The organism is Acidovorax sp. sif0632 (genome assembly GCF_019218805.1).
Classification (GTDB): domain Bacteria; phylum Pseudomonadota; class Gammaproteobacteria; order Burkholderiales; family Burkholderiaceae_C; genus Acidovorax; species Acidovorax facilis.
This window is the reverse complement of the sequence record NZ_JAHUWW010000001.1, coordinates 360019-373057: the sequence shown is the minus strand read 5'-3', so window position 1 is coordinate 373057 and position 13039 is coordinate 360019. Positions and strand designations below refer to the sequence as shown.

Below are 13039 nucleotides of genomic sequence, written 5' to 3'. Positions count from 1 at the left end.
GCTTGTCTCCTGCTGTTGCGTTTGTACGTTTGTATGCCTGCAAACCTCGATCACGAAAGCTGAAATTGCCCCAGCGGCTGGGGCCGCCCGTTGAGCACCAACTCCACCTGGTGCGCGCCGGGGTAGTGGGTGCGTGTGGTCATCTGCTGCAGCGACAGCGTCTTGCCCACCGCTACGGTGGCGCCGGGCGGTATGTCCAGCGTCTGCAGCTTGAACACCTTGGGCGCCGCGCCGCCGTGGGCCTTGACGTAGTGCACCTTCAGGTCCGCCAGCACGCGCTGGGGCTGGGGTGTGGGGTTGTGCAGTTCGACCTCGATGCGCACCTTGTCGCCGATGCGTGCGCGGGCGGGCAGCACGCGCGCGGCCCGCACGTCCAGCGCCACGGCATGGCCCACGCCCAGGGCATCGAGCGCCGCGGCATCGCCGCGTTTGATGAGAAAGCGCAGGCCGTGGCGCACCAGGGCTTCGCGCGGGGCGGGTGCGCCTTGCAGCCAGGTGCAGGCGGTGCCCACGGCCAGCTCGGGGTGGTCCTTGGCGATGTCGCCCAGGTGGTTGGCCACGGAGCGGCGCACGTAGGACGATGGGTCGTCCTTGAGCGCATCGAGCAACGGCAGGGCCAGCTGAGGGGCCTTTTGGAACGCGGGCAAACGCGGCGCCCAGGGCAGGCGGGGCCGCGTGCCTTCGCTCACCAGACGGCGCACGTGGGCGTTGTCGTCCTGCGCCCAGTCACGCAGCCGCGCGAGCGTGGCACCCTGGTGGTGCAGCAGGTAGGGGCGAATGCAGAACTCGGCCGTAAAGCGCTGGGTGAGCGCGTGCTGCGCGGCCATGGCCGCCTCGAAATGCGGCAGGCCGTGTGTGCCGATGTAGATGCTGTGGGGCAGGTATAGGAAGGCGCTGTAGGGGCGGTCACCCGCATCGGGCTCACCCGCCGCATCGAGGCCCATGGGTGGGTCCATCGAGTCGACCAGCACACCCAGCGCACGCGGCACGTCTTTCGGCAGGTGGGTCTGCAGGGCCTGCGCAATACGCTGGCCGCGCGCCATCAGCTCCAGCGATTCGTAGCCGGGCTCTACTTGCTCCAGAAACGCGGTGGTGTCGAACTTGCGCCACGCACGCCGCACCATGGCCGCAATGCGCGGCGGCACGGTGTCATTCAGCAGGTATTTGAGAGGCTCGGCCATCGGGGAAATTGCGTGCGAAGCGCTTACATCCGCGCCACGCCAAAGCTCAGGGGCCGCAGCTTGCGCGCCTGGGCCTCGGTGCAGGTGTCCAGGCAAAACGCCAGCACGGCCCGCGTGTCGCGCGGGTCGATCACGCCGTCGTCCAGCAGCAGGCCGCTGGTGTAGAACGCGTCGGCCTGGGCCTCAAACATGGCAACGATCTTGTCGAACTGGGCCTGCGATTCGGTCGGGTCGGGCGTGATGCCTTTGCGCGCCAGCGCCGCCTCGGTCACGATCTGCATGGTGCGCGCAGCCTGTTCGCCGCCCATCACCGCCGTCTTGGCGCCCGGCCAGCTGAACAGGAAGCGCGGCGCATAGCCCCGCCCGCACATGCCGTAGTTGCCTGCACCAAAGCTGGCGCCGCACTGGATGGTGATCTGGGGCACGGTGGCGTTGGTCACCGCCTGGATCATCTTGCTGCCGTGCTTGATCATGCCGCCCTGCTCGCTGTCCTTGCCCACCATGTAGCCCGTGGTGTTCTGCAGGTAGATGATGGGGTGGCCCAGCTGGCACATCCACTGGATGAAGTGCGTGGCCTTGTTGGCGCCGGCCACGTCGATGGGGCCGTTGTTGCTGATGAAGCCGACGGCATGGCCCTGGATGCGGCCCTGCGCGCACAGGGTGGCCATGCCGTAGCGGGCCTTGAATTCGAGCAGCTCCGAGCCATCCACCAGCCGCGCCATCACCTCGCGCATGTCCACGGGCTGGCGCAGGTCGGCAGACATCAGGGAGAGCAGATCGTCTGCGGGCAAGGTGGGCCCAGGTGCGCTGGGTCGCCGGGGCATGTTCCACCCCAGCTGCGCCACCACATCGCGCGCCAGGCCGATGGCCTCGCGGTCGTCCTGGGCCAGGTATTCGCCCAGGCCCGAGACGGCGGTGTGCATCTCGGCACCGCCCAGTTCTTCTTCCGTCGCAATCTCACCCGTCGCAGCCATGAGCAGCGGCGGCCCGGCCAGAAAGGCGCGCGAGCGGCCTTGCACCATGATCACCACATCCGACAGCCCCGGCATGTAGGCACCTCCCGCTGTGCCCGAGCCGTGCTGCACCGTGATGACCGGAATGCCCGCCGCCGACAGCCGCGCGAGGTTGCGAAACAGCGTGCCGCCGTGCACAAAACCTTCTACCCGGTAGCGCATGAGGTTGGCGCCCGCGCTCTCCACCAAGTGCACAAAAGGAAGGCGCTCGCGCAGAGCGATCTCCTGCATGCGCAGAATCTTTTCCAGACCCATGGGCTGGATGGCACCGGCCTCGATGCCCGAGTCGCTGGCCACCACCATGCAGCGCACGCCACTCACAAAGCCGATGCCCGCGACCATGCCGCCACCGGGCACGGATTTCTCGGGGTCTTTCACGTCCTGCAGGTAGCCCGCCAGGGTGCACAGCGGCAGCCAGGGCGCACCCGCATCCAGCAGCAGAGCCACGCGCTGGCGCGGCAGCAACTGGCCGCGTTTTTCAAACTGAGGCAGCGACCGGGCCGAAGCGGCGGCGGCACGCTCTTCCAGCGCGCGCAGGGCATGAAGGCGGACCTGCAGCGCCGCGCGGCGCTGGGTGGATTCGGCGCTGCCTGGGTTGAATCGGGAAGTGAAGACGGCGGTCATGCGGCCTCGGTCTTGGGGGTATGGGAAGGTGCAAACACCTGCGGCACCTGCGCGCGGTGAAAGCCGTCAAACGGCCGCACGGCCGGGTGTGCTGCAGCGGTGGCACCAGGCGCGCGCTGCGGCCAGCCCATGCGAACCTGGGGCCGTGCGCCGTCCACCCGCAACGTGGTGCCGCTGATGAAGCTGGCTGCCGGGCTGAGCAAAAAGGTGATGGCTGCGGACACCTCGGCCTCGTTGCCAAAGCGCCCGAGCGGCACCGTGCGCGGCATGGCACGCAGCATGTCGGCGGCTTCGGGCGGATAGTTGTCCATGCCGCTGGAGGCGATGTAGCCCGGCGCCACGGCGTTCACGCGCACACCGCTGTGTGCCCATTCCAGCGCAGCGGTTTCGGTGAAGCTGACCATGCCCGCGCGCGCAGCCCCGCTGTGCCCCATGCCCGGCATGGAGCCCCACATGTCGGCCACGATGTTGACGATCGAGCCGCCGTGCTGCGCCATCCACTGCCGGTAGCACTCGCGCGCCATCAAAAAGCCGCCGGTGAGGTTGGTGTGCAGCACCGCCTCCCAGCCCTTGGCGCTGATGGATTCAAGCGGCGACATGAACTGCCCGCCCGCGTTGTTGACCAGCGCATCGATGCGGCCCTGCGCAGCAAGGATCTGCTGCACCAGCGCCACCACTCCTTCTTCGGATCGGATGTCGCACACCTCGCAGGACACACGGCCGCCATCCGCAGTGATCTCTTCGGCCACGGCAAGCAGCTTTTCTGGCTTGCGCCCCACCAGCACCACATGCGCGCCCAGGTGCGCCAGCTCATGCGCCGTGCAACGGCCTATGCCCGAGCCACCGCCGGTGACCACCACCACCTGACCCTGGAACAGGCCCGGAGCAAACACTGACTGGTAGGCGTTGCGCGCTGTGGGGGCCATGGTGACTCTGCGTTGATGGGGTTGTTTGTTATGAACGGATGAACAAGGCGAGTGCCTCGTCGGTGAGCGCGTCGAGCGACTTGCCCTTCTTGGGCGAGAACCACTGCACCGCCCAGTTGAGCGCCCCAAAGATGAACAGCCGCGCCACACCGGGCTCGGCCTGCAGCGCACCCTGCTTTGCCAGCGCTTCCAGCACGGGCATCCAGGTGGCCTCGTAGCTGTCCTTGATGCGGGCAATGCCCTTGCGCTGCGCAGGCGTAAGCGAACGCCATTCGTACAGCATCACAGGGATGAAGCTGCTGCGGGGCCCGAGCAGGATCTCGAAGTGGTGGCGAATGAGCGTGTGCAATTGCTCGCGCGGTGTGGCCGCGGCGGGCAGTGCATCGAGTGCCTGCTGCTGGCTTTGCGTGGCCATGGTCATGCCCTCGCTCATCACGGCGTAGAGCAGCGCGCTTTTGCTTTCGAAGTGGTAGAAGGGCGAGCCACTGTGCATGCCTGCCGCCGCCGCAATGTCGCGCGTGCTGGTGGCGGCAAAGCCCTGGGTGCGAAAGAGCTTGGCCGCGCCGTCCATAAGCTTGCGGCGGCGGTTGCCGTCGTCGAGTTCCTCGGCGGTCTTGCGGGGGCGGCCGCGGGGGCGGCGGGTGGGGGTTGCCTCTGCAGTGGCTGCATTGGCGTCGGAGGAGGCTACGGCCTTGCTGCGAGGGCGGGCCTGGGGTTTCTTGGGAGCTGGGGCGATGGCGCTGGTGCGCTGCACGGGTGAATCCATGCGGGCACGATAGCAAAATTGTTTATTTTTAGCAAGCAATTGCTTTGTAAAAATAGATAGCTTGTCTGATCATGATTGCTGCGGGTGCTTTTTGAGGTTAAGCGCCAGCATTCACTGCCTCATTTGCTATTCATTTGGAAGCAGATCGCATGCCTATGCGAAGGACGGAGGCCGGGAGTCGCCCGGCATGCGAGTAACTTTCTTTCGCGTCGCCGAAAGAAAGTCACCAAAGAAAGGGCGACCCTGCTGCCTGCGACCCCTTCGCTTCGCTCCGGGGCAACCTGGGGTGCTCGGTCACGGGGTGCACCGCAGAACTCGCTGCGCGCCTGCGGCGCTCCGCTCGGACAACTGCGGTGAGTCAGTTCACGAAGCGCGTGTGTCCTTCGGCACACGCGCCACCCCGCGCCCTGCGCGCCCCAGGCACATACAGAAGGGAACCCACCGGGATCGGACATCCATTCGGGCCATCGCTGCGCTCGGCCCCGCCCTGCGCAGCGCGAGGCGCTTGCGCCCGCGAGGCGGGGCCGAGCGAAGCAAAGGCCCGTGGGGGTGTCCGGCTGTTGGATGTTCGGCTGCCCAACCCCCTGCGGGCTGCGCCTGCGGCGGGGCGGTTGGGGGGTGAGCATGGGCGTCGGAGCGCCCATGCCTCGTTAACTGACTCACCGTGGTTGTCCGAGCGGCGCGCGCCAGCGCAAAGCGAGTTCCACGGCGCACCCCGCAACCGACACGACGCAGGTTTGCCCCGCAGCGCCAGCGAAGGGGTCGCAGACTGGGGGTCGCCTTTTCTTTGGTGACTTTCTTTTGGCGAAGCAAAAGAAAGTTACTCGCACGCCGGGCGACTCCCGGCTCCCGCACTTCACACGGGCATGCAGTAGCCACCGCCAAAACAAGCTTCGGTAGGCTCAACCCAAACGGACGGGGCGAGAACGAACTATAAAAACAATAGCTGCCAGCGCTTTATGTACAAGCGCCAGCAGCCAAAAATACCTCAGAACTAGCGAATCAAACCGCGCTGAAATCAGGCTTTCTCTTCTCCATAAAAGCCGAGAACGCTTCCCGCGCTGCAGGCTCACGCAACATGCGCCCAAAGCTCTCGCCCTCTTCCGCCATCACCTCCAGCACCTTCGCCGTCTGCCCACCCTTCATCAACCGCTTGGTTTCGATGAGCGACGACAACGGCTTGGCTGCCAGCTTCTTCGCCTGCGCCTGTGCGACGCCATTGCACTCGGTCGGCGGCACCACGCGGTTGACCAGCCCCACTTCCAACGCGGCTTCGGCCATGAACGGCTCGCCCAACAGCAAGGCTTCCGCAGCGCGGTGGTACCCCAGCATCTGCGGCACCAACAGGCTGGATGCGGCCTCGGGGCACAGGCCCAGGTTAACGAACGGCATGGAGAACGCCGCGTTATCGCCCGCATAGACCAGGTCGCAATGGAACAGCATCGTCGTGCCGATGCCCACGGCCGGGCCGCAGACCGAGGCGATCACGGGCTTGGGGAAGGTGGCGATGCCGCGCAGAAAACGGAACACGGGCGAGTCCTGCGTGGCAGGCGGCTGCTGCAGGAAGTCGCCAATGTCATTGCCCGCGCTGAAGATCGCCACATCGCCCTGGAACACCACCACACGCACGCTGGCATCCACCTTGGCGGCGTCGAGCGCATCAGCCATGGCGGCGTACATGTCGCGCGTGATGGAATTCTTCTTGTCCACGCGGTTGAAGGTGATGGTGGTCACGCCCGCTTCGGAGTGGACGAGGATGTCTTGGGTGGCTTCGGTCATGGTGGTGAAGGTTCCGGGTCGGATGGATTGGGACGAGAGGAATGCGGTACGGCACAGGACCACAGGCCGACTTCCTATTCCTTGTAGTAAACGATCTGGTGGCTGGTGGCGAGCATGGTGCCCGCTTCGTTCCACAGCTGCACGGTCTGGTCAAAGAAACCGTTGCGGAACTCCTGCCCGCGCGCCTGGCCGAGCAGGAAGCCCGTGCCCGTGGCCTGCAGCTGCTCTGCCGTGGCGTGGAAGTACACGGTGATCGACACCGTGCCCGCAGGCACCTGGCGCGCACGGCGCAGCCACACGCGGGGGAAGAACACATCAGCCAATGCGGACAGCGCCACGAAGTCGATCGGCCGCGGTGGTGTGTCGCGCATCCACAGCTGCGTCAGGCTGTGGTCGCCGCTGCCGTCCCAGGTGCGCGGGATGAAGCCAGCGATGGGGCGCATCTCATAGCGGTTGAGCCACTCCACAGCGCCCAAGGGGGCGACGATGGCTTTTTGCTCTGCAGGTGGGGGCACCTGCGGCATGGGCACATCGCCCACGCTCCAGGTCTCGCGGCGCACGGCCGTGACGGCGGTGGCGGTGGTGGTGACCACCTGCGCGCCGTCGGCACCGGCCTGCAGGATCGACAGCGTCCAGTGCTGGGTGGAACGATTGGTGCGAACAGGAGTTGCCTGCACCGTGAACGCACCAGCGGTCAAAGCGCCCGCATAGTTGACAGTGAGCGACAGCGGATCGCCCAGCCGGTCGGGGTGCTGCAAGATGGCCTGTAGCAGCGTGGCAGCGGTGATGCCGCCAAACGGGCCGACCATGTTCCAGTAGCCGGGGTGGGTCTGCCCTTCGTACTGGCCCGTCGCAGCGGACGAAGCCGTCAGTTGCAGCGCCTCGTCCAGCGGGTGGGTAGCGGAGGACGAAGACGCAGACGAAGAAGTGGATGAAGAGGAAGTCATGCTGCAAGTGTGCCGCGAAACGACCGCTCAGACCGTCGTACCGGAGACTTCGCCGTGGGGCATTACGCCGCCGCCCAGCGTGGCCAGCGCAGCCGCTGCGCGCGGCCACAGGCTTTGGCGGAACTGGTCGCGAAAGAAACCAAAGTGCCCAATGCGCCGCACCTGCAGGTCGGCCGGCGTGATGCTCTCCACCCGGCGCTCGGTGTTGGCATACAGATTCACCAGGTTGTGCGTGCCGCGCAAGGTCATCAGCTCGTCGTCCGCCATCGACAGAGCCAGCACCGGGAACCGCACCGCGCCATAACTCCGCGCCACCGCAGGCCCCTCGGCCCCCACGCTGTAAGCGGGGTCCAGACACCAGCGCCGCCACTGCAGGATCACCCCCGCAGGCAGGTCGCCCACCTTCTTGAGCGTGCGCCCCGGGAAGTACCCGCACAGCCGTGTGGCCAGCGGCACCAGCACCCACCAGAAATACGGAACGATGCGCTTGAGCTGCGGCGCGTTATCACGCCAGTAGCCGCTGCCTGCGGCCACGCTGAGCAGGCCATCAACCTGCTCGGGCTTTTTCAGCAAGCCCGGCAACTGCGCGCCCAGGCTGTGGCCCAGCAAGTACAGCGGCTGCGCAGGCAACGCGGCCTTGGCGCCAGAGATCACCGCCTCATAGTCCTGCGCCCAATCAAACAGATCCGCCTTCACATCGCGCATGGCGCCCTGCAGCGAATCGCCATGGCCCCGGTAGTCAAACGTAGTGACCCGAAACCCCTGCTGCGCCATCCACAGTGCAAAAGCCTCGTAGAACGACTGCCGCACCCCCATTGCGCCGCCAATGACGACGCTGGCGCGCGGCGCGCCCTGGGGTTCATAAACACGCAGTGCCAGTGACACTGCCCCGTTGACCTGCAAGGTTTGCTTGTTCATGTCTGTCTCCTTGGTTCAATGCCGATCTGCGCCAGCTTGAATGGAAAAGAAAAACAGGCAGTGCACTTCCCCCTGCCTTCACACCCCGCCCTCAAGGGCGTAGCGAGCGGCTTTCAGGCTAGGCGGACGGAGCGCAGCAACCGGAACGTACTTGCGGTACGTGAGGATTGCGAGAACCGCCCAACGACGCATGAAAGCCGCGCAGTAGCCAGCTAACTCACAAAGCTTCGATGATGCCGGCGGCGCCTTGGCCGGTTCCTACACACATCGTGACCATGCCGTACTTCAGCTTGTGACGACGCAGCGCATGCACCACCGTCGCCGCACGGATGGCACCGGTAGCACCCAGAGGATGCCCCAGCGCAATCGCGCCACCCATCGGATTCACGTTGGCAGGGTTCAGCCCCAGCGTATTGATGACGGCCAGCGACTGCGCCGCAAACGCTTCATTCAGCTCATACCAGCCAATATCGTCGCTCTTGAGACCCGCATAACGCAGGGCCGCAGGAATCGCTTCGATAGGACCAATGCCCATGATCTCGGGCGGCACGCCGCGCGCTGCGTAGCTCACAAAACGCGCCAGCGGCGTCAGGCCAAACTGCTTCACCGCCTTTTCGCTGGCCACGATGAGCGCACCCGCGCCATCGCTGGTCTGCGAGCTGTTGCCCGCCGTGACGCTGCCGCGCGCCGCAAACACGGGCTTGAGCTTGGCCAGACCTTCCAGGGACGTGTCGGGGCGGGGGCCCTCATCCAGGCTCACGGTGCGGCGCTTTTCCAGCACTTCGCCGGTCGCGAGGTTGGGCGAACGCTCCACGATTTCGTAGGGCGTGATTTCGTCGCTGAACTCACCGGCCTTTTGCGCCTTGATCGCACGCAGGTGGGATTCGAGGGCGAACGCATCCTGCATTTCGCGGCTCACCTTCCACTGCTGGGCGACCTTTTCAGCGGTCAGGCCCATGCCGTAGGCGATGCCCACGTTTTCGTCCTTGGCAAAGATCTCAGCATTGAATGAGGGCTTGTTGCCGCCCATGGGCACCAGGCTCATGGACTCGGCGCCACCGGCGATCAGCACGTCAGCCTCGCCAACGCGGATGCGGTCGGCCGCCATCTGCAGCGCGGTGATGCCCGATGCGCAAAAGCGGTTCACGGTCACGCCGCCCACGGGGTGGTCGAACGCCAGGCCCACGGCAATGCGGGCCATGTTCATGCCCTGCTCACCTTCGGGGAAGGAGCAGCCGATGATGGCGTCTTCAATCGCCTTGGGGTCCAGCGTGGGCACCTGCAGCATGGCGCTCTTGATGGCGGCGACCAGCAGGTCGTCAGGCCGGGTGTTCTTGAAATAGCCGCGGCCCGAGCGCCCAATGGGCGTGCGCGTGGCGGCGACGATGTAGGCGTCCTGGACTTGTTTTTGAGCCATGGTGAAACTCCTTCAATTCTTGGGGGGGCGGCTGGAAGGAACCCAGGCCCACGTAAATACACATTCGACCGGCTCCACACCGGCTTCGTCGGTCACGGTGACTTTCACCTGCACCTCGCCCTTGTCGCTGGCCAACATGGCAGCGCGCTGCTCGGCGGTGAGCGTGGCCACGGCCTTGAGGCCGCCCGTGGCGCGCTTCTTGAACGACATGGAGAGCTCCTTGGCCAGCGGCAGGCAGTCGTCGCGCACGTTCATGCCCACGACCATGCCGGTGGCCGTTTCGGCCAGCAGGTTCATGGCCGAGGCGTGCACACCACCGATGTGGTTTTGCACACGGTGCTCGTTGGCCAGGTGCACCTCGACACGCTCGGGCGTGAGCGACACGAACCGCACCCCGGCCGTGCCGGTGAAGGGCACGGCCCGGCGCAGGATGATGTTCTGCACGAAGCCGCGCATGAAGGCGGGCGCCTCGTCCAGGCGCATCAGCGAGCGCTGCAATTTGTTGGGGGCGTGTTCGCTCATGTCGGTCTACCGGCTATCCATCGACGTCCGGATCAGTTGCGAACCGGCTTGCCGGTGGACAACATGCCCAGGATGCGCTCGTGCGTCTTGGGCTGGGCGATCAGGTGGCAGAACACCTTGCGCTCCAGCGTGAGCAGGTACTCCTCACTCACCATCGAGCCAGCATCCACATCGCCGCCACAGACCACCTCGGCGATCATGGCGCCGATCTTGAAGTCGTACGCGCTGATGAAGCCGCCGTCGCGCATGTTTACCAGCTGGGCCTTGATGGTGGCCAGGCCACTGCGGCCCGCCACGGGGAACAAGCGCTTGTGCGGTGCACGCCAGCCGCTCGCGGCCATGGACTTGGCTTCGTTGATGGCCACGAACAGCAGCTCGTCCTTGTGGGGCACGATGATGTCGCTGTCCAGCAGGAAGCCCAGCTTGCGCGATTCGATGGCGCTGGTACCCACCTTGGCCATGGCCGCGGCGGTGAAGCCTTCGGTCAGGAAAGGCAGGATGTCCTTGCTGGTCGAAGCGGCCATGTTCTCAGCCGCGCGGCGGGCGATGTAGGTCAGGCCGCCGGCGCCGGGCACCAGGCCCACGCCCACTTCGACCAGGCCGATGTAGCTTTCCATGTGCGCCACACGCTTGGCCGAATACACGGCCAGTTCGCAGCCACCGCCCAGCGCCATGCCATGGATGGCAGCCACCACCGGCACCTGGGCGTAGCGAATGCGCATCATCAGGTTCTGCAGCTCCTGCTCAATGCTTTCCACCGCGTCGGGGCCGCCCACGGCAAAGGCGGGCATCGTGGCTTCCAGGTCGGCACCAACGCTGAAGGGCGCATCGCCCGACCAGATGACCATGCCGTCGTATTCGCGCTCGGCCAGCTCCAGAGCTTCGGCCAAGCCTTCCATCACTTCGGGGCTGATGGCGTGCATCTTGTTCTTGATGCTGGCGATGAGTACTTGGCCGTCCAGCGTCCAGGTGCGCAGGGCTTTCGATTCAGCAATTGTGGTGCCAGCGGTGCGCCAGTCGGGCAGGCTGGTTTCGCCCAGCAGGGCCTCGGGGAAGATCTGGCGCTCGTACACGGGCAGCTGGCGGCGGGGCACAAACTTGTTCTGCGATGCACTCCACGAGCCTTGTGCGGTGTGCACGCCACCGGCGTCGGCCACGGGGCCCTTGAACACCCACTCGGGCAGCGGTGCCTTGCACAGCGCCTTGCCCGCGTCGATGTCTTCCTGGATCATCTTCGCGACTTCGAGCCAACCGGCTTCCTGCCACAGCTCGAAGGGGCCCTGCTTCATGCCAAAGCCCCAGCGCATGGCCTGGTCCACGTCACGGGCGTTGTCGGCGATGGTGCCCAGGTGCACGGCGGCGTAATGGAAGCTGTTGCGCAGAATGGCCCACAGGAACTGGCCGGGCGCGCCTTCGGCGTTGCGCAGCAGGCGCAGGCGTTCAGCGGCGGGCTTCTTGAGCATGCGCGCATACACCTCGTCGGCCTTCTGGCCGGCGGGCACGTACTCTTCGCTTTCCAGCTCGAAACGCATCACATCGCGGCCGACCTTCTTGAAGAAACCGGCCTTGGTCTTCTGACCCAGGTTGCCCAGCTCCAGCAGCTTCTTCAGCACGGCGGGCGTGCCAAAGCTTTCGTAGAACGGGTCCGTCTCGATGCTCAGGTTGTCCTGCAGCGTCTTGATGACGTGGGCCATGGTGTCCAGGCCGACCACGTCGGCGGTGCGGAAGGTGCCGCTGGATGCACGGCCCAGCTTCTTGCCCGTGAGGTCGTCCACCACGTCGTAGGTCAGGCCGAAGTTCTCGACTTCCTTCATCGTGGCCAGCATGCCGGCGATGCCCACGCGGTTGGCCACGAAGTTGGGCGTGTCGTGCGCGCGCACCACGCCCTTGCCCAGGCCGCTGGTCACAAAGGCTTCGAGCTGGTCCAGCACTTCGGGCTGGGTGGTGGGGGTGTTGATCAGCTCCACCAGCGTCATGTAGCGCGGGGGGTTGAAGAAGTGGATGCCGCAGAAACGGGGCTTGATGCTCTCGGGCAGCACTTCACTCAATTTGGTGATCGACAGGCCCGAGGTGTTGGACGCCAGGATGGCGTGCTTGGCCACGTGGGGCGCGATCTTGGTGTACAGGTCGAGCTTCCAGTCCATGCGCTCGGCAATGGCCTCGATCACGAGGTCGCATTCCTTGAGCAGGTGCATGTGCTCTTCGTAGTTGGCCTGCTGGATCAGCGCCGCGTCGTCGGCCACGCCCAGGGGCGAGGGCTTGAGCTTTTTCAGGCCTTCGACGGCCTTGGTGACGATGCCGTTCTTGGGTCCTTCCTTGGCAGGCAGGTCGAACAGCACCACGGGCACCTTCACGTTGACGAGGTGAGCGGCAATCTGCGCGCCCATCACGCCTGCGCCGAGCACGGCGACTTTCTTCACTTGGAATCGGGACATGGGTTGGGTTCCTGGTTGGGGCCTTGCGCAACACCGCATGGCGCGCGCAAGGCCACGGGAATGGGGTTTACTGGATGCGGATCCAGGTTTGCGTGCGGCCAAACGGGCCGATGGAGCCCCGCACTTCGAGCTTCTTTCCGCCCTCGACGGGGGTCATGCGCAGGGTGTAGCTGCGGCCGTTCTCGGGGTCGAGAATCTTGCCGCCTTCCCACACCTCTTTGCCGTCAGCCTTCTTGGCACCCCGGATGATCTCCAGGCCCAAGATGGGCTTGCCCTTGCGGTCATCCGAGCATTCGTCGCAGACATCGTCGGGCTTGGCGTCTTTGGACAGGCGCTTTTCCAGCGCCCCGTTCAAAACGCCGCCGCCGATGTCGCGGATGCGGATTTCGGCCTTGGCCTCGCCGGTCTTGTCGTCGATGTTGCGCCACAGGCCTTCGGGCGTCGCCTGCGCCCAGACGGGCGCTGAAAACGCTACGAAAATGATAGCTACTATCGCTTTATACATAGGCGC

General features: G+C 65.6%; 11 protein-coding genes. All 11 read right to left on the bottom strand.

Going from position 1 to position 13039, the window contains the following annotated elements; genetic code table 11:
• Positions 1-50 precede the first annotated feature (50 nt).
• A complete protein-coding gene (locus KW832_RS01690; protein WP_218298857.1) occupies positions 51-1181 on the bottom strand; it encodes a DNA alkylation repair protein in 1131 nt (376 codons plus the stop codon).
• A 23-nt stretch (positions 1182-1204) separates the two neighbouring features.
• Positions 1205-2818, bottom strand: a complete 1614-nt coding sequence (locus KW832_RS01685; protein ID WP_218298858.1) for an acyl-CoA carboxylase subunit beta — start codon at positions 2816-2818, stop codon at positions 1205-1207.
• Positions 2815-3744, bottom strand: coding sequence for an SDR family oxidoreductase (locus KW832_RS01680; RefSeq protein ID WP_218298859.1), 930 nt, complete (start codon positions 3742-3744; stop codon positions 2815-2817). The genes KW832_RS01685 and KW832_RS01680 overlap by 4 nt, the downstream gene beginning before the upstream one ends.
• Before the next feature lie 28 nt (positions 3745-3772).
• On the bottom strand, positions 3773-4510 hold the full coding sequence (locus tag KW832_RS01675; protein ID WP_218298860.1) for a TetR/AcrR family transcriptional regulator: 738 nt from the start codon (positions 4508-4510) through the stop codon (positions 3773-3775).
• Positions 4511-5512: 1002 nt separating this feature from the next.
• A complete protein-coding gene (locus KW832_RS01670) occupies positions 5513-6289 on the bottom strand; it encodes an enoyl-CoA hydratase (RefSeq protein ID WP_218298861.1) in 777 nt (258 codons plus the stop codon).
• A gap of 74 nt (positions 6290-6363) precedes the next feature.
• Complete coding sequence (locus tag KW832_RS01665; protein WP_218298862.1) at positions 6364-7236, bottom strand: acyl-CoA thioesterase II; 873 nt, start codon at positions 7234-7236, stop codon at positions 6364-6366.
• Positions 7237-7263: 27 nt separating this feature from the next.
• On the bottom strand, positions 7264-8154 hold the full coding sequence (locus tag KW832_RS01660; protein ID WP_218298863.1) for an alpha/beta fold hydrolase: 891 nt from the start codon (positions 8152-8154) through the stop codon (positions 7264-7266).
• A gap of 217 nt (positions 8155-8371) precedes the next feature.
• A complete protein-coding gene (locus tag KW832_RS01655) occupies positions 8372-9571 on the bottom strand; it encodes an acetyl-CoA C-acyltransferase (RefSeq protein ID WP_218298864.1) in 1200 nt (399 codons plus the stop codon).
• A 12-nt stretch (positions 9572-9583) separates the two neighbouring features.
• Entirely contained in the window at positions 9584-10093 is a 510-nt protein-coding gene (locus KW832_RS01650) for a DUF4442 domain-containing protein (protein ID WP_218298865.1), read from the bottom strand.
• A gap of 32 nt (positions 10094-10125) precedes the next feature.
• Positions 10126-12528 (bottom strand): 3-hydroxyacyl-CoA dehydrogenase/enoyl-CoA hydratase family protein, encoded by a 2403-nt coding sequence (locus KW832_RS01645; protein ID WP_218298866.1) that lies wholly within the window; start codon positions 12526-12528, stop codon positions 10126-10128.
• A 67-nt stretch (positions 12529-12595) separates the two neighbouring features.
• Entirely contained in the window at positions 12596-13033 is a 438-nt protein-coding gene (locus KW832_RS01640; protein WP_218298867.1) for a DUF2147 domain-containing protein, read from the bottom strand.
• Positions 13034-13039: the final 6 nt, after the last annotated feature.

What these genes read in the sequence shown, in the direction of transcription:
- KW832_RS01680 (WP_218298859.1), bottom strand. Translation starts at nt 3,744, where the DNA reads ATGGCCCCCACAGCGCGCAACGCCTACCAGTCAGTGTTTGCTCCGGGC.
- KW832_RS01660 (WP_218298863.1), bottom strand. Translation starts at nt 8,154, where the DNA reads ATGAACAAGCAAACCTTGCAGGTCAACGGGGCAGTGTCACTGGCACTG.
- KW832_RS01675 (WP_218298860.1), bottom strand. Translation starts at nt 4,510, where the DNA reads ATGGATTCACCCGTGCAGCGCACCAGCGCCATCGCCCCAGCTCCCAAG.
- KW832_RS01640 (WP_218298867.1), bottom strand. Translation starts at nt 13,033, where the DNA reads ATGTATAAAGCGATAGTAGCTATCATTTTCGTAGCGTTTTCAGCGCCC.
- KW832_RS01690 (WP_218298857.1), bottom strand. Translation starts at nt 1,181, where the DNA reads ATGGCCGAGCCTCTCAAATACCTGCTGAATGACACCGTGCCGCCGCGC.
- KW832_RS01655 (WP_218298864.1), bottom strand. Translation starts at nt 9,571, where the DNA reads ATGGCTCAAAAACAAGTCCAGGACGCCTACATCGTCGCCGCCACGCGC.
- KW832_RS01670 (WP_218298861.1), bottom strand. Translation starts at nt 6,289, where the DNA reads ATGACCGAAGCCACCCAAGACATCCTCGTCCACTCCGAAGCGGGCGTG.
- KW832_RS01650 (WP_218298865.1), bottom strand. Translation starts at nt 10,093, where the DNA reads ATGAGCGAACACGCCCCCAACAAATTGCAGCGCTCGCTGATGCGCCTG.
- KW832_RS01685 (WP_218298858.1), bottom strand. Translation starts at nt 2,818, where the DNA reads ATGACCGCCGTCTTCACTTCCCGATTCAACCCAGGCAGCGCCGAATCC.
- KW832_RS01665 (WP_218298862.1), bottom strand. Translation starts at nt 7,236, where the DNA reads ATGACTTCCTCTTCATCCACTTCTTCGTCTGCGTCTTCGTCCTCCGCT.
- KW832_RS01645 (WP_218298866.1), bottom strand. Translation starts at nt 12,528, where the DNA reads ATGTCCCGATTCCAAGTGAAGAAAGTCGCCGTGCTCGGCGCAGGCGTG.